The 24,347-nt window shown below is 59.6% G+C and carries 18 protein-coding genes and 1 pseudogene; 10 read left to right on the forward strand and 9 right to left on the reverse strand.

Annotation, left to right across the window (positions count from 1 at the left end):
- Positions 1-6 precede the first annotated feature (6 nt).
- The 4 genes from AC0L4F_RS17255 to AC0L4F_RS17270 all read right to left on the reverse strand — a co-directional run bounded on the left by AC0L4F_RS17255 (position 7) and on the right by AC0L4F_RS17270 (position 4,234).
- On the reverse strand, positions 7-1,050 hold the full coding sequence (locus AC0L4F_RS17255; RefSeq protein WP_244690520.1) for an ABC transporter ATP-binding protein: 1,044 nt from the start codon (positions 1,048-1,050) through the stop codon (positions 7-9).
- An 84-nt stretch (positions 1,051-1,134) separates the two neighbouring features.
- Entirely contained in the window at positions 1,135-2,010 is an 876-nt protein-coding gene (locus AC0L4F_RS17260) for a carbohydrate ABC transporter permease (RefSeq protein ID WP_244690522.1), read from the reverse strand.
- Entirely contained in the window at positions 2,007-2,852 is an 846-nt protein-coding gene (locus AC0L4F_RS17265) for a carbohydrate ABC transporter permease (RefSeq protein WP_244690525.1), read from the reverse strand. The genes AC0L4F_RS17260 and AC0L4F_RS17265 overlap by 4 nt, the downstream gene beginning before the upstream one ends.
- Positions 2,853-2,965: 113 nt before the next feature.
- Positions 2,966-4,234 carry an ABC transporter substrate-binding protein gene (locus AC0L4F_RS17270; protein WP_244690526.1) on the reverse strand — a complete coding sequence of 423 codons (1,269 nt, stop codon included), beginning with the start codon at positions 4,232-4,234 and terminating at the stop codon, positions 2,966-2,968.
- Between the two features lie 308 nt (positions 4,235-4,542).
- Between AC0L4F_RS17270 and AC0L4F_RS17275 the strand changes: the two genes are divergently transcribed.
- Positions 4,543-5,556, forward strand: a complete 1,014-nt coding sequence (locus tag AC0L4F_RS17275; RefSeq protein WP_244690528.1) for a LacI family DNA-binding transcriptional regulator — start codon at positions 4,543-4,545, stop codon at positions 5,554-5,556.
- 197 nt (positions 5,557-5,753) lie between these two features.
- On the opposite strand, the gene AC0L4F_RS17280 is transcribed toward AC0L4F_RS17275, so the two are convergent.
- Positions 5,754-6,050 carry a hypothetical protein gene (locus AC0L4F_RS17280; RefSeq protein WP_244690530.1) on the reverse strand — a complete coding sequence of 99 codons (297 nt, stop codon included), beginning with the start codon at positions 6,048-6,050 and terminating at the stop codon, positions 5,754-5,756.
- A 371-nt stretch (positions 6,051-6,421) separates the two neighbouring features.
- On the opposite strand from AC0L4F_RS17280, the gene AC0L4F_RS17285 reads away from it, so the two are divergent.
- A complete protein-coding gene (locus AC0L4F_RS17285; protein ID WP_244690532.1) occupies positions 6,422-12,295 on the forward strand; it encodes a GEVED domain-containing protein in 5,874 nt (1,957 codons plus the stop codon).
- Between the two features lie 156 nt (positions 12,296-12,451).
- Positions 12,452-14,193, forward strand: a pseudogene (gene araD, locus AC0L4F_RS17290) (L-arabinonate dehydratase).
- 90 nt (positions 14,194-14,283) lie between these two features.
- Here the strand turns inward: araD and AC0L4F_RS17295 are convergent.
- Positions 14,284-15,054, reverse strand: a complete 771-nt coding sequence (locus AC0L4F_RS17295; RefSeq protein WP_244690535.1) for an HpcH/HpaI aldolase family protein — start codon at positions 15,052-15,054, stop codon at positions 14,284-14,286.
- A 44-nt stretch (positions 15,055-15,098) separates the two neighbouring features.
- Entirely contained in the window at positions 15,099-15,794 is a 696-nt protein-coding gene (locus tag AC0L4F_RS17300) for a FadR/GntR family transcriptional regulator (protein ID WP_244690537.1), read from the reverse strand.
- A 62-nt stretch (positions 15,795-15,856) separates the two neighbouring features.
- On the opposite strand from AC0L4F_RS17300, the gene AC0L4F_RS17305 reads away from it, so the two are divergent.
- The 7 genes from AC0L4F_RS17305 (at position 15,857) to AC0L4F_RS17335 (ending at position 22,378) form a co-directional block, all read left to right on the forward strand.
- Positions 15,857-16,531, forward strand: a complete 675-nt coding sequence (locus AC0L4F_RS17305) for a tripartite tricarboxylate transporter substrate-binding protein (RefSeq protein ID WP_280520646.1) — start codon at positions 15,857-15,859, stop codon at positions 16,529-16,531.
- Positions 16,476-17,084, forward strand: a complete 609-nt coding sequence (locus AC0L4F_RS17310; RefSeq protein ID WP_280520647.1) for a tripartite tricarboxylate transporter substrate-binding protein — start codon at positions 16,476-16,478, stop codon at positions 17,082-17,084. The genes AC0L4F_RS17305 and AC0L4F_RS17310 overlap by 56 nt, the downstream gene beginning before the upstream one ends.
- 91 nt (positions 17,085-17,175) lie before the next feature.
- A complete protein-coding gene (locus AC0L4F_RS17315) occupies positions 17,176-17,622 on the forward strand; it encodes a tripartite tricarboxylate transporter TctB family protein (RefSeq protein WP_244690541.1) in 447 nt (148 codons plus the stop codon).
- 17 nt (positions 17,623-17,639) lie between these two features.
- Positions 17,640-19,124, forward strand: a complete 1,485-nt coding sequence (locus AC0L4F_RS17320; RefSeq protein ID WP_244690544.1) for a tripartite tricarboxylate transporter permease — start codon at positions 17,640-17,642, stop codon at positions 19,122-19,124.
- Positions 19,125-19,193: 69 nt separating this feature from the next.
- Complete coding sequence (locus tag AC0L4F_RS17325) at positions 19,194-20,126, forward strand: NAD(P)-dependent oxidoreductase (protein WP_244690546.1); 933 nt, start codon at positions 19,194-19,196, stop codon at positions 20,124-20,126.
- Positions 20,127-21,614 carry a sulfatase family protein gene (locus tag AC0L4F_RS17330; RefSeq protein ID WP_244690547.1) on the forward strand — a complete coding sequence of 496 codons (1,488 nt, stop codon included), beginning with the start codon at positions 20,127-20,129 and terminating at the stop codon, positions 21,612-21,614.
- Positions 21,615-21,649: 35 nt separating this feature from the next.
- Positions 21,650-22,378: a dienelactone hydrolase family protein gene (locus AC0L4F_RS17335; RefSeq protein WP_244690549.1), complete on the forward strand. Its 729-nt coding sequence runs from the start codon at positions 21,650-21,652 to the stop codon at positions 22,376-22,378.
- A 78-nt stretch (positions 22,379-22,456) separates the two neighbouring features.
- On the opposite strand, the gene AC0L4F_RS17340 is transcribed toward AC0L4F_RS17335, so the two are convergent.
- Positions 22,457-23,515, reverse strand: coding sequence for an ABC transporter ATP-binding protein (locus AC0L4F_RS17340; protein ID WP_244690551.1), 1,059 nt, complete (start codon positions 23,513-23,515; stop codon positions 22,457-22,459).
- 25 nt (positions 23,516-23,540) lie between these two features.
- Positions 23,541-24,320, reverse strand: a complete 780-nt coding sequence (locus AC0L4F_RS17345; protein WP_244690553.1) for an IclR family transcriptional regulator — start codon at positions 24,318-24,320, stop codon at positions 23,541-23,543.
- Positions 24,321-24,347: the final 27 nt, after the last annotated feature.

Below are 24,347 nucleotides of genomic sequence, written 5' to 3' on the forward strand. Positions count from 1 at the left end.
AGAGCCTCAGGCAACCGCAAGGGTTGTTTCAGGATCGAACCAGCGGACGCGGTTCGATTGCGGAGCAAGGGTGAGCACCTCGCCGGGGCGGACGGTCATGTCACTGTCCAGCACGGCGCGGAACAGCGACCCGTCGATTTCACAGGTGACCAACAGATGCGCGCCCAGCGGTTCCACCACTTTTGCGGTGGCTTTCAGGCCCTCGGCGGCGGGCTGCATATCCTCGGGGCGGATGGCAAATTGCAGCTCTGGCTTGTCGGCGGTCGGGCCATCGAACAGCTGACCCGCCACAGTCCATTTTCCGGCGCCTGCCGGTTTGGCCCTGAGAAAGTTCATCGGCGGGTTGCCGATGAAGCTGGCCACGAATTCGGCCGAGGGATTGCGATAGACCTCGATTGGCGAGGCCGCCTGAACGATCCGGCCCTGATGCATGACGCTGATCCGGTCTGCCATGCTCATGGCTTCGACCTGATCATGGGTCACATAGATTGCCGTGGTCTTGCTTTCGGCCAAAACACCCTTGAGCTCGGCGCGCATTTCCATCCGCAACAGCGCGTCCAGGTTCGACAGCGGTTCATCCATCAGGATCACATCCGGTTCCATCGCCAAGGCACGGGCCACGGCAACGCGCTGCCGCTGGCCGCCGGACAATTCGCCGGAATAGCGTTTCAACAGCTGGTCAATATGCATCAGCGATGCGGTGCGTTCGACCCGGCGCGTGACCTCGTCATTTGGCAATTTCTGCATCCGCAGACCAAAACCGATGTTTTCAAACACCGTCAGATGCGGAAACACCGCATAGTTCTGAAACACCATCGCGATTCCACGGTCTTTTGGCGACAGATGGTCAATGCGCCGCCCGCCAATCCAAACCTCGCCCGAGGTGGCGGTTTCCAACCCGGCGATGATCCGCAGCAACGTGGATTTGCCACAGCCCGACGCCCCGAGAAGCACCATGAATTCCTGATCTGCAATGGTCAGGTTGATGTCGTGTAGCGCCTGATAGGCGCCAAAGGTCTTGGCGACATTCTTGATCTGAATTTCAGCCATTTTCTGGTTCCTTTGTCTGGTCGCCGGGTGTTGATCGGGCGCCTGGCCCATCACATCCGGTGTTCACGTGGCCGGGGTCGCGGATCATCGGTTGGCGATGCCCCACATGGCGAAGAGGTATTTGCGCACCGCAAAGATAAAGATCAGCGCAGGCACAACGAGGATGAAGCCACCGGCAAATTTGAGATGCAGCGGCGAGGTGTCGAGGTTCTGCAACAAGAAGGCCGTCAGCGTGCGGTTTTCGATGGTCAGAACCGCCGCGGCAAACACCTCGTTCCATGAAATCACAAAGGCAAAGATCGCACTGGCGGTGATGCCGGGCAGGATCAGCGGCAACACAACCTTCTGAAAGGCGGTGAGCCGGGTACAGCCCAGGGTCCAGGCCGCTTCTTCCAGCTCTATCGGGATGCCGGAAAACAGCGAAAAGGTGATCAGGACCGAAAACGGAATGGCCAGCGTGGTATGCACCAGCGCAAGGCCCAGCGCCGTGTCATCCAATCCGGTGCGGATGAACATCACCGCCAGCGGCAGGGCCAGCAAGGGCAAGGGAAAGGCCCGCGTCAGCAGGATCAGCAGCCGAAAGGTGCCCTTGCCGCGGAATTCGAACCGCGACAAGGCATAGCCTGCCGGCGCGCCGATGACGATCGACATGACCATCGTCATCCCCGCCACCAGAACCGAGTTCTTGAGCGCCGACAGCATCCCGGCAAACCCGGCAAAGAAGGTCAGGCTGCCCAAATCAAATTCGGGAAAGAACGGTTTGGGAAAGCTGTTGACCGTTTCCGGCGATGACAACGTGTTGATCATCAGGAAATAGATCGGGACAATCACCCAGGCACAGAGCAGAACAACGCCCGAAACATAGAGAAACCTGCCTGCGCTGCGGGTGTTGGTCGCCGGTGTCGCGTCGGGGTCTGGTTGCGGGTCCGGCACAGATGCGGCCATTGAGGCTTGGCTCATATCGAAGCTCCTTTCGGAACGCGCAGGACGCGCAGGATGATCAGGGTAAAGCCGATCGAAATGGCAAGGATGATAAGCGCCATCGCGGCCGCAGCCCCACTGTTGAGCAGGTCAAATTGATAGGCATAGGTTTCGCCCATCAGAACCGGGAAAAGCGTGCCCCCAAGGGCGGCGACCACGGCGAAAATTTCGAATGCCAGGATCACCCGCAGCACCAGCGCGGTTTGCAAAGATGGCCGCAGCATCGGCAGGGTGATGCGCAAAAACCGTTTCCAGGGCGATGCGCCAAACACCTCGGCGGCTTCGTAATATTCCTTTGGGATCAAGCCGATACCCGCCACCAGGATCACAAGCATGATCGCGGTCGCCCGCCAGATTTCGGCCAGGGCAATGGCCAGGAACACAACGCCGGGATGTTGATAGGACAGGAAATTCACCGGCTTGTCGACCACGCCGAGCCCGTTCATCATCGTGTTGAGAAACCCCGATTGTTCAAAGATCGCCAACCAGATCAGCCCCGCCGCCAGATCGGAAATGCCCAGCGGAATGGTCCAGATATAGAGCACCAGATCGCGCCCCTTTTGCATCCGCGTCACCATGGTTGCCATCAACAGCGACAGCGCCAGCTGGATCGGGACAACGGCAGCGGCCAACAACAACGTGTTGCGCATCGAAATCGGAAATTTCCAATATGTGGTGACTTCGCGAAAGTTCTCCATGGTGAAGCAGGCCCCGGTGCTGAAGGCCTGTTTCGCTACCAGCACAAAGGGATAGAGAAAGAACACACATAGGAACAACGTGACAGGCAGGATCAGGACGTACGGCAATATCCGTGCGTTCATGGCGGCACTCCTATCTGGCGCGGGCACGCCAACAAAGGGACGAAAAAGGCGAGGAATGGGGGGGTGTTCGGACCGACAGGGATCAGTCCGAACAGGTCGAGGGCGGGAGGACCCTATTCGACCGGGCAGGCACCTTCGGAGGGTGCATCCGGGGCCCAGCAGGGCGCGCCGGTTTCATTCATGATCTCGATCAATGTGGTTTTCTGATCGTCCAGCACGGTGCGGATGTCCTGGCGGGCCAGAATGATCCGTTCGAACGCATCGACGAAGACACGGTTGAAATCACCGCCCTTTTCGCCAAGACCGGCGGGCAGAAGACCCGGGTTTGCATCGGCAGAGCCGCTGATCTTGGCCACGGCAGCCCCGGCGGCCTGTACCGATGGCGGCAGATCGCCCGGCAATTCAACATCCACAACCGGGAAGAAGTTGGTCGCGCGCAGCGTCGCGATCTGGGTTTCCGGTTTCAGCATGTATTCCACCAGCGCCTTTGAGGCCTCCATGTCCGGTGTGGTGCGCGGGATTGCGATCCCGGCCAGAACCGGCATGAAGCCACGACCGGCGGGACCGGCAGGGGCCGGGAAGGCGACGAAATCGTCGGGTCGTTCATTAAAGGCCTGAGCCAGGCGAGAGGTGTGATCGAACACGATCCAGGCATCCCCTGACAGAAGCTGTTCCTGCATGAACGAGAAATTGGTCGAACCGGGGTTGGTATGTTCCCAAAGTTCGCGGAATTTTTCCCATGCGGTCACCGCTTCGTCGGAGGCAAAGGTGCGGACAACGCCATTGGTGTAAGACGGATAGAGATAGCCCTGGAAAAAGCGGTGTTTCAGACCCTTGGGGCCTGCGGGAAAGCCGAATTTCGGCTCGCCGGCCGCCTCATGGGCATTTGCGGCCCATGCAATCAGCTCGTCATAGCTGAGCGCGTCGATGTCGGCCCCTTCGGGCAAATACTGCAACGCGTCCTTGTTCGCGGCCATGATATAGCTGGCCTGCATCCAGGGCATGTATTGCATCTGATCGGTGCCGATTTTGGCCAGATCATTAAATGTGCCGCTGGCGGACATCATGCCAAGGTCGCCAACATCCACAAGATCGTCGGGGTTCATCGCCGAGAAATTGCCATGCAGCGCGCCCAGCAGCCCGATGGAGCCGGAATTGGCCTGAAGTTCCGCATTGAACCGGGTCAGCCAGGCGCCGACCTCGTTCGATTGATAATCAACAGCGTCGTCAAATCCGGCCAGCACCTGTTCGCGCATGGCCTGGCTTTCTTCGACCGGGTTGGCCTGGGTTGACCAGAAAAGAATATCGGCCTGTGCGGCAACGCCGGCACAGGTGATCGCAATACCGGACGCAGCGCCGGCGATTTTGTGAAATAGGGTCATGGTTCCTCCCAGAACTGAAATTCGGGGCCGACCTCCCTGTCGGCACCCGTACAAAGTTGACCAATCCCGCACTGGATGCGTTTCGGTCTGCGGGGGCAAGACAGCGGATTGGCGCGGGGCGCGCGGTCACCAAATCTCTCACCCGATGCCTAAATATGATATAACGATATATCTCGTGTCAACGAAAATTGAGCGAGTGAACAGGGGGCTTTGGTGGGAAAAATCCAAACCGGCCTACAAGATCATTGTTTTTCGGGCCGAAATCGCGCAGATTCTGCCAAATGGTTATATCAAAGGGCGCCGGGAATTTGTCAGGCAAACCAACCCTCAGCACCGTGGCAAAAGAGGCCGGCGTTTCGATTCCGACCGTAAGCCAGGTGTTGCGCGGCACCGGGCGCATTTCGGAAAAGACCCGGCAAAAGGTGCTGCAGGCGGCCAAGAAGCTGCGCTATATCCCCGATGCCCGCGCGGCGGCGATGCGGTCCGGCGAAAACCGGGAAATCGGGTTTGTTATCAACCAGTTGATCAACCCGTTCAATGCCGAGGTCGTCAGCGGCGCGGTCGACCAGCTTGAGGCCGCGGGTTATTTGGTGTCGATCGTCGACACGCGGGACGATGCCGAACGTCAGTCCCGCCAGCTTGAGGCGTTCATCCGCCACGGGCGGGGTGGATTGCTCTGGGTTCCGGCGATTGACACCCCGGATGAGGCTTTTGATCTGTTGGCGGCGCAGGCGATTCCAACGGTGACCTTCCTGCGGCATGTGCGGCGCGATTTCGATCATGTCGGCATCCGAAACGCCGAGGCGACGGCGACGGCCACGACCTATCTTGCGGATCTGGGGCACCGGCGCATCGCCTATCTGGGTGGTTCGCACAAAACCCCGGTGCGCCGCGAACGGGTTGCCGGATATCGTCAGGTGACCGCCGCGCGCGGGTTGGGGCCGGATCTGATCTGGAGCTGTGAAGACAACAAGCTTGCCGGGCTGGAGGCGATGCAAGCCCTGCGCCAGGATCACCCGGACATCACGGCGGTGGTGTGCAATGGGGATATGGTGGCGATTGGTGCAAGTCTGGCGTTGCTGCGCTCCGGGCAGACACCGGGCGTCGATGTCTCGATCATCGGGTTTGATGACATTCAGGATGCCGCTGTTGCAACGCCGCCCCTGACGACAATGGCCGTGTCACCCCATAAACTTGGCAGCAAGCTGGCGCAGGTTCTGCTTGACCGCATCCGCGATCCCGACATGCCATCCACCGTGTCCGAGGTTTCGCCGGTTCTGGTGAAACGGGAAACCACCGGCGCACCGCGCAAAACCCCCTAGGAACACCGATGCTGCTGTGGGGGCCTAGACAAACGCAACCTGCGTTTGGCCCATATGATGGGTTTCCCCAAGACGAGCCAAACGCAAGCCTGCGCCACATTGTTAAACACGACGGGTTTTGATGTCCGTTGTGGCCGGAACAAACCGGCAAGACACTTTTTAAACGGCGCAGAACTCTTTTCGGCAGCGAATTTTCGTTAGCGAAGCGTACCCATCCGGGAGTGGTTGATTTGCGACCTGGCGGGTTGGCTTTGGGGGATCAGTTGCAACAACGGGCGGCACTGGCGGCGCAGATACAACAGGGCAATCGGTACGAAAGGCCCCACCGCACTGATGGCAGATGCCAGAAAGTAAGCTGTGACATATCCCACTCCGGTGGCCACAAAATAGCCAAAGGCGCTAAAACCAATCAGGAAAATGCAGACGAGACCATTCATCAGGGGCGCCTTTTCGGATTCTTCCAGGAATGCGTCGGTTTGGAATTCATCGGCCATGTCATAACCTCCTTGGCAAAAGCGTGGATCGCTTGAAATTCTTCCTTACGATGCCGCGTCTCTGGATGTCGGAACAGACCGCCAAAGCATGGAAATGCAATAATAAAGGTTGGTGACCTATGCGTTGGCATAGGGCGGTGTGCGGCTTCGTTGCGACTGGGACGGCGGCGGGGCGGGATATGCCAAAGCATAGCGGCATAGCCTTCGGGGGATCGAAACTGTCTGTCATAACCGGGGTTTCGCCGCCGTGACCGTGCAATTTTCTACGCAGGTCGTTCGCGTTACCACAGCCGGTCACGCAACCCAGTTCAAATTACCAGAGCGAGGTTGGTTCATTGATTATATCGTTGTCCAAGCGCCGAGGTGCCTGTTTGGCACTTGCTACGGCGGTTTTGACGTCTGCTTTCGCCTATGAGGCGCAGGCAGGCGATTTCGGCATTGATTGGAGCACATTTGATTGGCCCGAAGGAACGCAGGGGCCCCTGGTCAGGACCCTGCGCGACCAATACGGGTTCGAAATTGATACCACGATCGAAATTACCGGTCTGACGCGAAGCTTCTTCGATGGCACGAGAATTCATGACACGCCGGATGATCTGGGATTTTTCGGCGGAAACGTCAAATCGCTGGTTATCGTTTCGGATGCCCGAAGCGGCGAAACGCGGCGCGGTGAAAGCAGGATCACGGCCCGCGTCGAGGCCAGCTCTGGTGGTATTGCGGTTGCGGTCGACAACCTCGAGATCGACATTCTCGATATTGATTCAACGGATAACAACAATTCCGGCGACCGCTGCGACTTTGTCACCGCGTTTGGGGACAACGGAAATCCGACCATGACCACCATTGGCAGCTCGCCAACGGTGGTGGTTGGCCCCGGCGCCGGTTCTGGCAGCACCGGCCCATTGCTGGCAAACGAAGCGCAATGTCTTTTCATTGACTCGCCTTTTGTGACGTCGCCGACCTCGAACAACAACAACAACGGCACGGTTCGGGCAATCTATCCCGACAACACATCGGCCATCGAAATCTGGTACGATGAAAGCATCGGCGAGGTGCGCGATTATCCGTCGTCGACCTCAAACAACCCTGGTGCGCGCGGGATCGGCCTGTTTGGTGAGGTGGTGTTTACCACCGATCAAAGCATTACACTTGCCCGCAATACAACACCGCCGACGGCGCTTCAGGGCGAGTCGATCACATTCGTTTATACGGTCACCAACAATGGTGAACTGCCGTTCAACACCGGCCAGGATGTGGTGATCGAAGACGATCTGGTTGGCACGGTCACCTGTCCGTCAATCGACGCGCCGCTGGCGCCGGGGGGCACGGTCACCTGTACCGCCAGCTATACCGTCACCGCCGCCGATGTCCTGACCGGCGCCATCGACAGCACCGCCACCGCAGGCATGGGCAGCATTGGCCAGCCCTTTGTGTCCCGGCTGCAATCGAACCCGGAAAATGCCAGCATTGTCACCAACGTCCTGAGCAACACCACCGGTCCCCAGACCTGTACGCCGCAATCGGTCTTTTCCCAACCCCGGACACAATTGGCCGGATCGGGCAGCGAAACGGTGCTGACGACCTCGGATATCTTTGTGTTTGACAATGTCACCAATGATATCAACGGCAACGATGTGGATGTGGTGTTTCAGCTGACCTCTATCAACGACGCAACTGACGTGAACCTCAATACCTCTCTCGAGGCGCGGATGGTGGCGGCCGACAACGGATATCTGACCTACCTGATGCGGCTGGTGCAGGACGGCACCGCGACCCCGGCCAACCCTTTGGGCATCCCGGTCGAACAAAGCCGCATCAACGGCGTGATCATCCAACAGACCGATGTGGACAGCTCCAACGTCGGGCAGGACACTTCGGACGTTGTCGGCCCATTGTTGGCGCCGGATGCGATTTCGCATTTCAACACGGTGCCCCTGGCGGGGTTCCCATCAGGCGGCCAGGCGATTTCCATGGACCCGGCCAAGACGGGCGACCCCACCAATTGGCTGGACGAACCCAACGAATCCAACTTCGACAACTACGCCACCTATGAATACAGCACCTTTGTCGAGGCCGAGTTCATACATGGCTTTACCGGCACCTACACGAATTCTGCCCGACGCGGGTCTTCGATCCTGTTGTGTGCGGTCACCAATGTCTCGCCCAGCGTGGTGGCACAGGATGACGATTACACCGCTTCGCCGCTGAACACCCTTTTGGGGGGCACGGCGGGGGAAGTGTTGTCAAACGACACGATCAACGGATTGCCCGCAACCTTTCCGACCGCCACAATCGAAGTGCTGACGCCCGCGATTTCCCAAACCGCAGGCGACCCCGTGCCGGTGTTGGAAACCGCAGGGGCCGACGCAGGACGGGTGATTGTGCCGCCAAATGTGCCGGCCGGTGTCTATGAAATCGAATATGAGCTCTGCGATTCCGTCGATCCGACCCAGTGCGACCGGGCCAAGGTCCGGGTGGCGGTGTTTGACGGGCTGGGCGTCGACTTTGGCGATGCGCCGGTCACCTATCTGCCCGCGTCGCATGGTGTGGCGCTTGGGACATCGTTGTATCTGGGGGCGATTCCGCCCGATATCGAGGCGATCAGCCAATCTGACGCCACCGCCACGGCGGATGACCTTCTTGGCACCGATGACGAAGATGCGGTGATCTTTCCGGTGCTGACCCAGGGTGTGATCAGTACGGTTGACGTGCCTGTTGTGGGTGCCGGGTATCTTCAGGCCTGGCTCGATTTCAACGGTGACGGGCTGTTCGAGGATACCTTGGATGAGCGTATTGCATCGGATTTTCAGGATGACGGCACCGGCGCGGATAATGTCGCCGGGGATGGCGTGATCCAGATTGACGTGGCTGTGCCATCGGACGCCACCACATCGACCACCTATGCCCGGTTTCGGTATTCCAGCCTGATTGGCACGCCGGTCACCGGTTTCGCCATCGACGGCGAGGTCGAGGATTATTCGTTGATCATCGCGGCGGCGGACCTGGTCGACCGGGGCGACGCCCCGGCCAGCTATGGCGACCCGCGCCATGTCGTGGTGCCCTCGATCTATCTTGGCTCGGGCCTGCCCGATACGGAAACCGATCCGCAAAACAGCGTGCTGGCCGATGCCGATGACCTTGCCGGGTTTGACGACGAGGACAGCATCGCAACCTTTCCCGTGTTGGAAGCCGGAACCACCGTGCCGCTGACGGTTCAAACCCACGAAACGCTTAGTCTGCAACTGCCGCTGGGGATTCCTGTTGTGTCCGGTATCACCAACCTTCAGGTCTGGATCGACTGGGATCAAAGCGGCACATTCGAGCCGTCCGAACAGGTGGCCACCGATTACCGCGATGGCGGGGTTGGTGACACCGACGGCAGTTTCAACAACCAGATCAGCCTGGACATCGCCGTGCCGACCACAATCACCAGCGGGTTCACCTATGCCCGCGTGCGGTGGTCGACCTCAAGCGCGCTGACCTCTGACCCGTTTGACGGTTTGAACTTTGACGGCGAGGTCGAGGATTATCGCGTGACCCTGTCGAACCCCAGCGGCCCGCTGCAATGTTCCGACACGTTTTACATGATCGCAACGGAAACATCTTCGAACCTGCCGACCCTGTCCGAATTGCTGATCACTGAATCCGCCGGAACCTATACCCTGTCGCAAGATCTGCTGCCGCCTGACTACACCGGCAATTATCTTGTCACCGGCTGGGGCTTTAACGAGCTGGACGGCTTTATCTATGGGGTGCGGCAAAGCCCGCGCAGTCTTATGCGGATCAATGCCGGCGGTCAGGTGCGCGAGGTCGCGGACCTGTCTTCCCTGGGCCTCGAAAGCCCCGATGCCAGCTCTGACATTCTGCCAAACGGGGTCATGGTCTATATGGTCGGGGGCAATTTCGGGCGCTATCAGCTGCTTGATATCTCGGACCCGTCCAACCCGGTGAACCTGGGGGTTTTGGAGACCGGCCAGAACAGCATCTATGGCCGCGACATCGCCTATAATCCGCGCGACGGGCTGATGTATTTCATCGACCCCAACCGGGATGTCTATACCTTTGATCCGCTGGGCGGAACGCCCGGATCGACGTCGATCAACCTGGTGGGCAATGTGCCTTTGCCTGCGGGCATCTTCTCGATCAATTCAGATTCGGTGTGGTTTGATGGCTCGGGCTTTCTCTATGCCTTTGACAACCAATCGCGGCAGGTCTTTGCCGTCGAGGTCGGCGAAGAAGGCAACCGCCCGGCCAGCTTCTCTTTCATCGAGGTGGAGGGCCCGGTTTCGGATCTGACCTATCAGGGCAACGATGGGGCCTCTTGTCGGGCGCCGGGGCCGTTTGTCTCGACCGTCTTTGTCGAAGGGTCGATTGCCGGCACGCTCTATGAGGACACCAACGACAATGGCACGCGTGACGCAGGCGAACCCACCCTTCCGGCGGGGATCACTGTGCAGCTTTATGATGACAACGGCACGCCCGCCGACATCTCGGATGACATCTTTTCCGGCAATGCCGAAACCGCTGCGGATGGATCATATGTCTTTGCCCAGGTGGATGCGACGCGGACCTGGCGGATCGAGGTCGATCAGGCCGATCCCGATATTCCGGCAGGTCATGTCGTTTCGACCACGAACCCGATCACCGGGGTCACAGTCACCCAAGGTGTCGAAACCAGCGATCAGGACTTTGGCTTTCGCGTAGGCACGCCCCAGGCCGATCTGTCCCTGACCAAAGCGGCCTTTGACAGCAGCGGCACGCCCATCGGGCTGGCCATGGATGGGAGCGATGTCGACTTTGTGCTGCGCGTGACCAATGATGGCCCCGCTCCGGCGACGGGTGTGCAGGTCCGCGACCTGATCCCCAGCGGTTTCAGCTATGTCTCGGATGATGCTGCCGCCCAGGGCGACAGCTATGACAGCGGCACTGGTGTCTGGGTGGTGGGTGACGTGGCCAATGGCGCGACCGAAACGCTGACCATTCGTGTCACCATGAACGCCGCCGGCGATCACACCAATGCCGCCGAAATCATCGCCTCGGATCAGGCCGATCCCGACAGCGACCCCGCCACTGGCGCGCTGACCGATGATCTGGGCGACGGGGTGGCCGATGACGACGAGGCCAGCGCCACCGTGGTGCTTGACGGCACCGGCGCGACGCTTTCGGGTGTGGTGTTCCTTGACCATGGCGGCGTCGGCGGCACCGGCACGGCCTATGACGGGGTGCAGGACGCAAATGAACCCGGCACCGGCGCGGCAAAGATCGAGATCTTTGACAGCACCGGCACGCTGGTCGGCAGCCCGGTTGTGGCCGCTGATGGGGCGTGGTCACTGACCCTGCCAGAAGGTTTCAGCGATCAGGTGACCGTGACCGTGACCCCATCGACAGGCTATTGGGTGGTGTCGGAAGATCCGCGCAGCCCGCCGGGTCTTGTCAATGCGGATCCGCTGGACGGCAGCTATAGCTTCCAGCCGGGGCAGGGCGCCGATTATACCGATCTGCGCTTCGGTTTGATCAAGGGCGCGCGGCTGAGCGAAAGCCAACAGGCGGCCACCCGTGCCGGCCAGGTTGTCGCGCTGCGCCACGATTATATCGCGGATGCCCAGGGGACGGTGCAATTCTCGACCGCGGTGATCGGGCAGACCGCGCCGGGGCTGTTTGCGGTGGCATTGTTTTATGACACCGCCTGTGATGGCACCCCGGTGACAGCGGTAAGCGGGCCGGTTGCCGTGACTGCGGGCATGCGCATCTGTCTTGTGGCGCGGGTCACGGCCTCGGCCGCGGCGGCGCCGGGATCCTCCATCGCCTTTGATCTGGTGGCGGACACGAGTTACGGGGTCACCGGTCTGACGGAACAGCTTCGCAATTCCGATGTGGTGCGTGTCGAAGGATCGGATGGGCGCCTGCAACTGCGCAAGACCGTGCGCAACATCACCCAAGGCACGCCCGAAGGCGTCAGCAACGGGGCCACTCTGGGCGATGTGCTGGAATACCGCATCTATCTGGAAAACCCCGGCAATCTGCCCGCGGCCGAGATCGTGATCCATGATCGTACCCCGCCCTATACATCGCTGGCCGGGGCCGTTCCCAGCCCGGTGAATGTGGGTGCGGATGTGGTGTGCACGCTGGCGGAACCGGCCAGCAACACCGCCGGCTATGCGGGATCGTTGCGCTGGGAATGCACCGGCACCCATGCGCCGGGCGCGACAGGCTCGGTGGCCTTTCAGGTGGCGATCTCGCCCTGAGGGCGGCCACCTGTGCCACGACAGATTGAGCAAGGCCGCCCTTCCACGGGCGGCCTTATGCGTTTTGGGCGGTCAGGGGGTGTTTTTTCGACGCTGTTTACAAGACATGATATTCGTCTTACAAGTTGCCGCAAGAGATACATGGAGAACTTCGGAATGCGCGACACCCCCAAAAAACCCGCTGATACATTGCGCAGCGCCCGCTGGCTTAACCGTGATGATTTGCGGTCCTTTGGGCATCGGTCGCGGCTGCTTCAAATGGGGCTGGATCAGGAGGATTGGCAGGACAAGCCGATTATCGGCATTTTGAACACCTGGTCACAGATGAATCCATGCCATATGCATTTTCGCGACCGGGCCGATGATGTCCGCAAGGGTGTGTTGCAGGCCGGTGGCTTACCTATTGAAATCCCTACGATTTCCGTTGACGAGACATTTACCAAACCCACCTCGATGCTGTATCGCAACCTTCTGGCGATGGAGGTGGAAGAGACAATCCGCTCGCATCCTCTGGACGGTGTTGTCCTTATGGGCGGATGTGACAAATCCACCCCCGGGCTTGTCATGGGGGCCCTGACGGCGGGTATTCCGATGATTTTCCTACCGGCGGGGCCGATGTTGCGCGGGCATCATGCGGGCAAGGTTCTTGGGTCCGGGTCGGATGCCTGGAAGTTTTGGGATGACCGTCGCGCCGGTAAGGTCAGCGAAAAGGAATGGGCCGGTGTCGAAGGCGGGATCGCCCGGTCGTATGGGCATTGCATGACCATGGGAACGGCGTCGACCATGACGGCGATTGTGGACGCGATGGGGCTTTGCCTGCCGGGCGCATCGTCAATTCCTGCTGCAGATTCAGGGCACAAGCGGATGTCGACCCAAACAGGGCGCATGATCACCGAAATGGTGTGGTCCGACACCACTCCCGCCGCAGTTCTGGATGATTCCTCTATCCGCAACGCGATTATCGTCGCGATGGCGATGGGATGTTCGACCAATGCGGTGGTGCATGTGTTGGCCATGGCGCATCGTGCGGGGATCGCGCTTTCGCTTGATGATTTCGACCGTCTGGGCCGCGAGATTCCGGTGATTGCAAATGTGCGCCCATCGGGCAAAGGCTATCTGATGGAGGATTTCTACTATGCCGGCGGGTTGCCCGGGTTGATGTCGCGGCTGACAAGCAAGCTGGATCTTGAGGCGAAAACCGTTACCGGTCAATCACTTGGCGATACTCTGCAAGAGGCCAAGGTGTACAACGACGACGTGATCCGCACGGTGGATACCGCCGTCTATCCCGAAGGTTCAATTGCGGTGGTGCGCGGCAATCTTGCCCCGGACGGTGCCGTGATCAAACCCGCGGCCTGTGATCCGAAATTTTACAAGCACACCGGACCGGCGCTGGTGTTTGACTCCTACCCCGAGATGAAGGCGGCGGTGGAAGACGACGATCTGGATGTGACGCCGGATCATGTCATGATTTTGCGCAATGCCGGGCCATTGGGCGGGCCGGGCTTTCCCGAATGGGGAATGCTGCCGATTCCCAACAAACTTGTAAAACAGGGCCACCGCGACATGTTGCGAATTTCCGATGCGCGCATGTCCGGGACGTCTTATGGCGCATGCATTCTGCATGTTGCGCCGGAATCCTTTGTTGGTGGGCCTTTGGCCTTGGTCCAGACCGGCGATATGATCCATTTTGACATGGAAAACCGCCAGCTTGACCTGATGATCAGTGCCGAGGAAATGGCCCGGCGCAAGGCCGAATGGCAGCCCCCGCGCCGAATTTTCAGCGCGGATATGGCTGGATGTTCGCCCAACATGTCAATCAGGCGAACGAAGGCTGTGATTTCGATTTCCTGTCACGGGATTTTGGGGCCGCTGCGGGCGAACCCGACATCTATTGACGGCGCGGGCGTTTACAACGCCCGTATGGTTGCAAAATCTATGTAGAAAAGCGCGACAGGGGCGGTGTTTGGCCCCTGTCGCGTTGTCGTTTAGCGGCGGGGTTTGACCCGTTCTGCAAGGGCGCTGGTCGCCTGGGCCAATAATCCGGTATCCGTGCCACAGGCAACGAATGTGAACCCTTCCCCGATCAATTTGGCGGCAAAATCCGGATCGGTGACCAATGTGCCGACCGGAATACCCTTTTCCATCAATGCTTTGGCGACGGGCATGATTTCGGCCCAGACCGCATCGTCCAGCGGCCGCCCCAAAAGGCCCATATCGGCGGCGATGTCGGCGGGTCCGAAAAAGATACCATCCACCCCGTCCACCGCAGCGATTTCCAGAGCCTTTCCAAGCGCCTCGCGGGTTTCAAGTTGTAAAAGAACCGCCGTTTCCGTTTCGACCCGCGCGGCATAATCCTCGACGCGTCCGAATTTGTTCGCGCGGGTCGAGCCGGACACGCCCCTGATGCCATGCGGGGGATAGCGGGTGGCGGCGACGGCGCTTTTGGCTTCTTCGACGGATTGCACCATAGGGAACAACAGGCCCTGAACCCCCAGATCCAGAAGACGTTTCACCGCCACCGGGTCATTGGCTTCTGGCCGGACCAGCGCGACCGTGGGGCTGGCGGCAAAAACGTGTAACTGGCTCATAACGCTAAGATAATCATTGGCGGAATGTTCCATGTCTATCAATGCCCAGTCGAAGCCGGCCCAGGCGGAAATCTCTGCCGCGACGGGGCTGCACATTGAAATCCACAGGCCGCATTGTGCGTTTCCCGCGGCAATACCGTGGACGAACTGGTTCTTGACCAATTTCATGAAATCCTCGCTTTGATGTTGTGAATACAGGTCGGGCGGACCGGCTATTGCGTGCCGCTGGCCCCGAAAACCCGCTCGATCCCCTTTTGCAGGGCGACGGACATGGTATTGCGCGCCTTTTCGGGATCGCGCGCGGCAATTGCTTCGTAAATTTGAACGTGTTCCTGCACGGAATCCGCACGGTGGCGCGCCGCCGACATGGACGAGAGCGATCGGATCAGGTTGATGCTGAAAAGCACCTGCGGTTTCATCGCTTCGATTGTGATCACAAAGAAACGATTGCCCGTGGCCTGCGCGATGGCCAGATGAAAGGCGAAATCTTCTTCCAGCCCTTCCTGCATGCCCACTTTGGCGGCCTTCAGGTTTTGCAGGGTGCGGTGAAGCTCTGCAAAGCTGCTTTCCGTGCCGTGCATTGCGGCCTGTGCGGCGGCCTCACACTCAATCCCGCGGCGAAAATCCATACATTTTCGCACGTCCTGAATATCTTTGAGCGGCCCAAAGGATATAGAGCCGGTCGCCCGTCTGGACACGAAAGACCCCGATCCCTGCCGGGATTCGACCAGCCCCTCGTTGCGCAAACGGCTGAGCGCCTGGCGCAGAACGGGGCGCGACACCTTGTATTCCAGGGCAAGGTCATTTTCGCTGGGCAGGCGGGAATTTTCGGCAAATGCACCAGTGGTGATCAGCTCGTGCAGGGCCTCATAGACCGTATCGCTAAGAGATCCGCGATTTGCTGTCATACCCTGTGCGTCCATCTGTTGCCTACACCTGTTGCGATGCGCGGCAGTGTCCAGCCGGAGGTTTGCCCGCATCCATCGAAAAATACAGGTTTTTCCATATTCTTACAAGTCTTGATCCCGGTTCGGGTAAAGATTTCATGATCCGCAACGATGAACTCGCCTTTAACCGCCATAATGTCATGGATTTGGGTGATTTTCGTCGCGATACGCGCAAACACAGCTTTCCGCCGCTCCGGGCAATAGGGTGCGCCAAGTTGAAGAATTTTTACATGTTGATTTATTTGTATAAGCAAACTACAAGGTTGTTAGTTTACTTGAAAACTATTGGGAGGAATAGAATGCGATCCACATTTACCGCCGCATTGGCAGCCGCTGTTGTCGGTCTTGGCGCGCAGGCGCAGGCCGAATACCCTGAAAAGCCGGTGAAGATCATCATTCCGTTTGGGGTTGGTGGATCGACAACCGCAATTGTGCGGTCGCTGGCCGAATACCTTGAGCCCGCTTTGGGCGAAGATGTTGTCATTACCAATGTGAACGGCGCCGGCGGTTCCGTTGGCCTGATCCAGGCGATGAAGGCCAAGCCCGATGGGTATACAATCGGCATGTATGCCGACAATCTGCCGGTTGCGATGGCGCTAGGGCAAAGCCTGGCCACAGATCGGCGATTACGTGCCCGCCTGCATGATTGCCAAGCTTGTGCTGGGCCTTGCCGTGCGCGGCGATGGCGGCGATCTTGAAACATTGGGCGCGCTGAACGCGCAGGCCAGCGACAGCCCCGGCGACGTCGGAATGGCGATCGGGCTTGGGACATTGGCGCAATTTGCCGGACAGGCCTATATCAACGAATCCGGTGCCGACCTTCGACTTGTCAACGTCGGGGACGGCGCGGCCAAGCTTGCGTCGGTTATCGGTGGGCACGTGCCTGCAACCATCGCGCCGGTTGCCGGGCTTATGGGGGCGCATCGCGGCAATCAGGTCAAGATCGTCGCAGTCATGCATGACGAACGTCTGGATTTTCTGCCCGATGTGCCAACGGTCGGCGAAGAGATCGGCGCCGATGTGGCAATGGCCAACTCCCTGGCTTTCGTCGTGCCGCCCGAAACGCCGGAAAGCGTCATTGACACCTTCTGCTCGGCTGTGAAGGAAGCGGGCGAAAACCCTGAATTTGCCAAGAAAATGTATTCTCTCGGTGTCACCTGGTCCTACCGCGACGCGGATGGATTGACGGATTACATCCGCGAAACAGAAGCCGCGATGTCCGACATCGGTGCCTCGTTGAAAGAGAAGTAAATCGCTGGCCGCCTTCTTTGGCCGCCCCTTTGGGTGGCCTTGGGGGCGGTCAGATCCTTGTGACGCGCCGGGTTTTCGGGAACATGTGAATATGAGCAACTACGATCGTTGGGTGGGCCTGGTTGGCATTGCCTTTTCCTTGGGATTGATCTTTTCCTCATTCGGTATCGAGACACCGGAATGGGGCGATGTGGTGGGGCCGACATTTTGGCCCCGGCTGCTGTGCGCGGGGTTGCTGGCGGTCTCGGTGTTTCTTGTCATCAAACCGGATCCAGACGGCGCATCCGACAGGGCGATCGGGTTTCGCCATTTCTTCGCGTTTGGCGCGGCCGCGCTTTATGTCCTGGCTCTGCCCATACTTGGATTTCTGATCGTGACGCCGGTGTTCATTGCATTCGGCTATCTGGCCGTTGGCGCAAACACCTCGCGGCGGCGGATCGGTGAGGCCCTTTTTGCCGCGGCGGCGGGCACGGCGGCGATCTACCTTGTCTTTCAGGTTCTCCTGGAAACCCAATTGCCCAGCGGGCAGCTTTTTTAGCCTTCGGAGACCATGAGATGCCAGGAGATTCTGCTATTTTAGAGGCGCTTGCGCTTGTCACCTCGCCCATGATGTTGCTTGTGATCGGGCTAAGCGTTGTGGGGGGGATCGTTGTCGGCGCCATTCCGGGGCTGACGGCCACGATGGCGCTGGCCCTGTTGATCCCGGTGTCCTATTCGCTGCCGCCGGATCAGGGGATTGCGATGATGGTCGCGGTCTATGTCGGCGGCATTTCGGCGGGGGCGTTGACCGCGATCCTTATTCGCATGCCGGGCACGCCGGCGGCGGTTGCGACGGTGGCGGATGGGTTCCCGATGGCGCAACAGGGCCGCGCCGGTCAGGCCATCGGCAATGCGGTTGTCGCATCCTTTGCCGGCACGGTGATCAGTGGCGTCTGTCTGGTGCTGTTTGCGCCGACACTGGCCGATTTCGCGGTAAAGTTCTTTTTCTCCGAAATTGTGGCGGTCGCGATTTTTGGTCTGACCGCCGTGATTGCCGTATCGGGCAAGACGCTGTCACGGGGGCTGTTTACCGCGCTGCTGGGGATGTTGATCGCGACATTCGGCGTGTCGACCGTTGACGGCATATCCCGATTTGATTTCGGCAACACCAACCTGCAAAGCGGTATCGGCCTGATGCCGATGCTGATCGGCATGTTCGCGGTGTCCCAATTGATGAAAACCACCTCTGACAGCCAACGCCCGTCACAGGCACATTTGGACTCCGGGCCGATCTATCCGCCGCTTGGCGACATTGTCGGAAATACCACCAATTACATCCGCTCCAGCCTGATTGGCACGATCATCGGGGTCATTCCCAGCCTGGGCAGCGGGGTCGCCGGTCTTGTGTCTTATGCGCAGGCGCGCAACGCCTCTAAAACGCCAGAGAAGTTTGGCACCGGCCATGTGCCCGGCATTATCGCATCAGAGGCCGCCAACAATGCCGCCATTGGCGGGGCGCTGATCATCGCGCTGACCTTGGGCATTCCGGGCGATCCGCCGACGGCCATTCTGTTGGGCGCGCTGATGATCCACGGGGTCGACACGGGGCCGATGCTGTTCGAAAACAACTCGGGGCTGGTGTATTCGATCTATTTCTCGCTGTTTGCCAGCAGCGTGCTGATGATGATTTTTCTCCTGGCCTTTGGCCGCTATATTGCCAAGGTGACGCGGATTCCGAACCGCATTCTGTCACCAATCATCTTTGCGCTCTGTGTGGCGGGTGTCTTTTCCGGCAACAACCTGACCTTTGACCTTGGTGTGATGCTGGTGTTTGGGCTTGTCGGGTTTCTGCTGGATCGCGGGGGGTTTCCGCTGGCGCCTTTCATCATCGGTTTTCTTCTGGGGCCGCTGATCGAGGACAACTACCGGCGCTTGATGTCATTTGGCGGGCTGGAAGATTTCGTTACGCGCCCGATCTCGGCCATCTTTCTGGCGCTGGCCATTGCGTCGCTGTTGTATTCCTTCTGGAAGCGCAAGTCGCAGGCCGCGGTCCGTGCCTAGCCACCCCATGCGCCGTCCCTTCACCCACGTTTCTTTCGACTGAGGTTCCCCATGCAAAAGAGTGACATTATGCCGGAGCCCGCCGCCCAACCCCGGTCCGACACCCCCAAGGATCAAAACATTGGGCTGATTGGTGTCGGCATCATGGGGCGCGGCATTGCCAGAAACCTGGCGCAGGCGGGGTTCACGGTGCACGCGCTGGACACACAGCCACAGGCGGCGGGCGATCTGGCACCCTATGGTGTGAAACCGGCGGTCGATCTGTCCCATCTGGTGGCGGATTGCCGGACTGTCATCACATGCCTGCCGACGCAAACGGCGGTGGAGCAGGTCTATCTGGGGTACGAGGGGCTGTTGTCGCTGGCTGATATCCCTACGGATTTCATTGATTGTTCGTCCACCGATCCCGCCCTGGCCCGCACTATCGGCGCCCGCGCAGAGGCCGCCGGGCATCAGCTTATGGATGCGCCGATGTTGTTGGGGGGCAAGGCCGCGTGGGAGGGGACCGTGACGTTGATCGTCGGCGGCCCGGCTGAGGTCATCGCCCGCTGCACCCCGGTTTTGGCGGCCTTTTCGGCCAAGCAGATCCATGCAGGCGGGCTGGGGTCGGCCCATGAAATCAAGGCGATCAACAACGCCGTCACATTGGCCAATCACACCATCCTGTCAGAGGCGTTTTCGGTGGCGATGTCGTCAGGCATTGATCTGAAAACGCTGGTCGAGGTGATGCAAAGCAGCATGGCCAATTCAAGCAAGCTGCACGATCTGAGCGCGCGTGTGCTGAACGACAATTATGAAAAAACCATCTCTTTTGTCACCGCCAGCAAGGATGCCGCCAATTTTGTCCGCATCGCAGAGCGTCTTGGCGCGCGGGCGGATGTGTCAAAAGCGGTTTTGGGCAGCCTGACCGATATGGGCAGGGACGGCGATCCGACCGACACGATCACCCGCATGGCAGAGCGGTTGATGTCCTGTCGTGCGGACCCGGTCAAAGATGGCTGATTGCGCCATGCCACCACCAAACCCGACCCGGATGCCCGCGACATGCCCGAAAATGGAACCAATGCCATGAAAAATTTTCTGTTTCTTCTGTCCGATGAACATAACGCCAGTATCACCGGCTGTTACGGGCATCCGATTGTCCAGACGCCAAACCTTGATCGGTTGGCCGCGGGGGGCACCCGGTTTCAATCCGCCTATTGCAACAGCCCGATTTGCGTGCCGTCGCGCACCGCGCTGGCGACCGGGATGCACCCGCATCAGACGCGGTCATGGGACAATGCGACGCCCTACACCGGCGCGCAGCAAAGCTGGCACCACGTCATGCGCGACCATGGCGTCGATGTTGCCTCGATCGGCAAGTTGCATTTTCGCGGCGGCGACGACTATGGTTTTACCGAGGAGCTGTTGCCGCTGCACGTCGTTGACGGCAAGGGCGATCTGAAGGCGATTGTCGCCAGACAGAGCACCAACAGCCGCAAGGACACCTCGAAACTGGCGGCTGATGCCGGACCGGGCGAAAGCAGCTATCAGGCCTATGATCGCGCGATTGCCGCACAGGCGCGAGAGTGGATAGAGGCGCGGGCCGCCCGTGGCGATGACCGCCCCTTTACGCTTTTCGTCAGTTTCGTCATGCCGCATTTTCCGCTGATCGCACCGCAGGAATATTACGACCTCTATGCCGGGTATTCGCTGGAGGAACTGTCGCAAGGTCTGTGTGCCGCGCCGTCGGATCATCCGACCATGGTCCAGATCCGCACCTTCATGGATTATGACCGGCATTTCGACGATGAAACCCGGGCCCGGGCCCTGCGCGCCTATTTCGGCATGGTCACGATGCTGGACGCCCTGATCGGTACGGTTCTGAAAACGCTGGAGGATAGCCCCTTTGCCCAGAACACCGGCATCCTCTACAGCTCTGATCATGGGGACAATCTTGGCAATCACGGCCATTGGGGCAAGTCGGTGATGTATGACGATTCCGCCGCTGTGCCCATGATCCTGGCGGGGCCGGGGGTGCCGCAAAACCATGTGGCGCAAACGCCTGTGTCCTTGATTGATGTGGCCCCCACCGCGCTGCGGGCTGTCGGGCTGGAAACGCAGGCCGCGACCTATCAGGGGCAGTCGCTGTTCGAGATTGCCCGCCATGCGCTACCGGACCGTGCGGTCCTGGTGCAATACCATGCGGCGGGGGCCCCGACGGGGGTGTTCATGATCCGCAAGGGGGATTGGAAATATGTCTATTTCTCCGGCGCGGCGGCGCAATTGTTCAACCTGGTCGATGACCGGGACGAGGTGCACGATAGGGCAAGTGACCCGGAATGTGCCACGATCCTTGCGGAACTGGAGGGCGAGTTGCGGGCGATCTGTGATCCTGATGCGGTGACACGACAGGCGTTTGCGGACCAACAGGCGGTGATCGACCTGAACGGCGGGCCCGAAGCGATTTACAAGACCCGCGACATTCCGTTCACGCCCGCACCGGTCTGAGGGGGCTTGGGCGGCTGGATCAAGGAGAGGCCACAATGCACGACGCCGTAAAACATGTGAAAACAGCCGACGGGGACATGCCGGTCGAGGTCTTTACCCCGACCGAGACAGGCACCTGTCCCGGCATCATTTTCTTTATGGATATTTTTGGGTTCCGCGACGAGCTTCGACAGATGTGTCGCCGGTATGCGGCGGCGGGGTATGCGGTGTTTCTGCCCGGCTTGTTCTATCGTCAGGGCAACCCGTGCTTTCAGCCCACCATCCAACCGGGGGATGGCGCCCCGGCCGAAGCGGCGGCCCTGAACGACGCGCTGACCACAGGGATGACCGCCGCCGACACAGCCAGTTTGATCCAACAGGTCGCCGAGCTGACGAAGGTGCAGGTGCCGGCCTTTGGCACTGTGGGATATTGCATGGGCGGACGCCACGCGATTGCCAGTGCCGCGCACAACAAGCGCGATGTGCGCGCCGCCGCGTCGCTGCATGGCGGTCGGCTGATCAATGCGACGCCGCATTCGATGGAAAAGCTGATCGGCGAGGTCGAGGCAGAGCTGTTCTTTGGATTTGCCAAGGACGATCCGACTTGTCCGCCCGCACATCAGGCCTGCATAGAACAGACCCTGGCCGCGTCATCGACGCCGGGCCGGGTTGAATATTTCGACGCGGCGCACGGCTGGACCTTTCCAGAGCGGTACTGCTTTGACGCAGCCGCAGCAGAGCGCAGTTGGGACTGCGTGCTGGATCTGTTTGGCCGGCGCCTATAGCCCCGGCCTGTTTCTGTTCCAAATCAGCGGTTTGGGCACAGGTTGGGAGCGGGGCAGGAGATTGCCGCGCCCAAACTGTCAGCGAATGCGGTTTTCCGATTTGCGATCAAACAGCATGACCCGCGAGGCGGGGAATTTGATGCCGACACGAATGCCCTCTTGCGACCGGTCGTCGCCGTGTTCTTCGACGACGATCTTTTCGCCAGTCGCCGAAACCAGATAGGCATAGGACGTGCCGCCAAGCGCCTCGGTCAGGTCGACATCATGGGTGTCGCCGGCTGGATCAACCTCGATATGTTCGGGGCGAATGCCCAGGGTGACTTCGGTGCCTTCGGGCGGCAATGTCACCGGCACATCAAAGCTGTTGTCCAAACCCGGAACATGCACGCGGCCGCCCTGCACCACACCGTCAAGGAAATTCATCGCGGGCGAACCGATAAAGCCGGCCACGAATTTGTTGTCGGGGTCGCGGTAGAGATCAAGCGGCGCGCCGACCTGTTCGATATGGCCCTTGCGCAGCACCACGATCTTGTCAGCGAGGGTCATCGCCTCGACCTGATCATGGGTCACATAGATCATTGTGGCGCCGATTTCCTTGTGCAGGCGGGCAATTTCGACGCGCATTTCAACCCGAAGTTCGGCATCAAGGTTGGACAGGGGTTCGTCGAACAGGAACACCTCTGGCCCACGGACAATGGCACGGCCAATCGAAACACGCTGACGCTGGCCGCCGGACAGGGCCGCAGGCTTGCGGTTGAGGTATTCTTCAAGTTTCAGAATGCGGGTGGCTTCGGCGACCTTTTCCTCGATCTCGGCCTTGGGGTGGCCGTTCATTTTCAGACCGAACCCCATGTTGTCCTTGACCGTCATATGCGGATAAAGCGCATAGGTCTGGAACACCATTGCGACGCCGCGCTCTGCCGGGTCCATGGTTGTCACATCGCGCGGGCCGATGGTCATCTTGCCCTCGGTGGTTTCCTCAAGCCCGGCAACCATCCGCAAGAGCGTGGACTTGCCACAGCCCGAAGGTCCGACAAAAACACAGAATTCGCCGTGCTCAATCTCCAGGTCGACCCCGTGGATCACCTGAACATCTCCATAGCGTTTAATGACGTTTTGAAGCGTTACACCGGACATATTTGTTTTCCTTTGCTTAAGGTATTCATGACGGAAATTGCCACGACGTGGCCTCGGCTCCGATTTCTTTGGTTGTTTTCAATAGCGCGTCGCGGAAATCCTGAAGCGATTCCAGCGAGTGATGGACGGTGGAGGTCGCGATCGACACCGCGCCCAGCACACGGCCATTGTTCGACAGGATGGGCGCGGCAATGGAAATCGTGCCTTGCTCGTGCTCTTCGCGGTCATAGGCAATGCCATCGCCGCGGATTTCTTCCAGCTCGGGGATCAGCGTGTCGGGCGAGGCATGTGTCGTCGGCGTGTATTTGAAATAGGCCTGTTGATGCAGGGCAAGCTCCAATCGCTTGTGTCCCATGAATGCCAACATCGCCTTGCCGACGCCGGTGCAATAGGCGGGGGCAACCTTTCCGGCTTTGGCCAGGGTCTCTGTACGGTCGGCGGATCTGATCTTGTCGATGAACAAAACCTGTCCGCTGTCGATCTGTGCCAGGTGCACGGTTTCGTTGACCTCTGCCGCCAGCGATTCGATGAAGGGTCTGGCGATCGGCGCCAGCGAGGCATTCTTCCACGCGGTATGCGCCAGACGAATCAAACGCATCCCGAGATAATAGGTTTGGTCTTCCGGATTGAAGGCGAGCATTTGCTCATCTGCCAAAGTTTTCAGCAACCGATAAAGCGTTCCGCGGGGGAATTCGGATTTTTCAAGCACTTCGGGGAATTTGACGGGCCGTTCAAAGGACGCAACCAGCTCCAGAACGACCAATGCTTTCTTGACTGTGCCGCTTCCCGTGGGCGCTGAATTCATGGTCTTGATCTCGCTTTGCTGCGGGCT

The organism is Marinovum sp. J2-8 (assembly GCF_055808435.1).

What these genes read in the sequence shown, in the direction of transcription:
- AC0L4F_RS17260 (WP_244690522.1), bottom strand. Translation starts at nt 2,010, where the DNA reads ATGAGCCAAGCCTCAATGGCCGCATCTGTGCCGGACCCGCAACCAGAC.
- AC0L4F_RS17325 (WP_244690546.1), top strand. Translation starts at nt 19,194, where the DNA reads ATGCCGGAGCCCGCCGCCCAACCCCGGTCCGACACCCCCAAGGATCAA.
- AC0L4F_RS17340 (WP_244690551.1), bottom strand. Translation starts at nt 23,515, where the DNA reads ATGTCCGGTGTAACGCTTCAAAACGTCATTAAACGCTATGGAGATGTT.
- AC0L4F_RS17270 (WP_244690526.1), bottom strand. Translation starts at nt 4,234, where the DNA reads ATGACCCTATTTCACAAAATCGCCGGCGCTGCGTCCGGTATTGCGATC.
- AC0L4F_RS17295 (WP_244690535.1), bottom strand. Translation starts at nt 15,054, where the DNA reads ATGAAATTGGTCAAGAACCAGTTCGTCCACGGTATTGCCGCGGGAAAC.
- AC0L4F_RS17255 (WP_244690520.1), bottom strand. Translation starts at nt 1,050, where the DNA reads ATGGCTGAAATTCAGATCAAGAATGTCGCCAAGACCTTTGGCGCCTAT.
- AC0L4F_RS17265 (WP_244690525.1), bottom strand. Translation starts at nt 2,852, where the DNA reads ATGAACGCACGGATATTGCCGTACGTCCTGATCCTGCCTGTCACGTTG.
- AC0L4F_RS17345 (WP_244690553.1), bottom strand. Translation starts at nt 24,320, where the DNA reads ATGAATTCAGCGCCCACGGGAAGCGGCACAGTCAAGAAAGCATTGGTC.
- AC0L4F_RS17310 (WP_280520647.1), top strand. Translation starts at nt 16,476, where the DNA reads ATGATTGCCAAGCTTGTGCTGGGCCTTGCCGTGCGCGGCGATGGCGGC.
- AC0L4F_RS17280 (WP_244690530.1), bottom strand. Translation starts at nt 6,050, where the DNA reads ATGGCCGATGAATTCCAAACCGACGCATTCCTGGAAGAATCCGAAAAG.
- AC0L4F_RS17315 (WP_244690541.1), top strand. Translation starts at nt 17,176, where the DNA reads ATGAGCAACTACGATCGTTGGGTGGGCCTGGTTGGCATTGCCTTTTCC.
- AC0L4F_RS17300 (WP_244690537.1), bottom strand. Translation starts at nt 15,794, where the DNA reads ATGACAGCAAATCGCGGATCTCTTAGCGATACGGTCTATGAGGCCCTG.
- AC0L4F_RS17335 (WP_244690549.1), top strand. Translation starts at nt 21,650, where the DNA reads ATGCACGACGCCGTAAAACATGTGAAAACAGCCGACGGGGACATGCCG.
- AC0L4F_RS17320 (WP_244690544.1), top strand. Translation starts at nt 17,640, where the DNA reads ATGCCAGGAGATTCTGCTATTTTAGAGGCGCTTGCGCTTGTCACCTCG.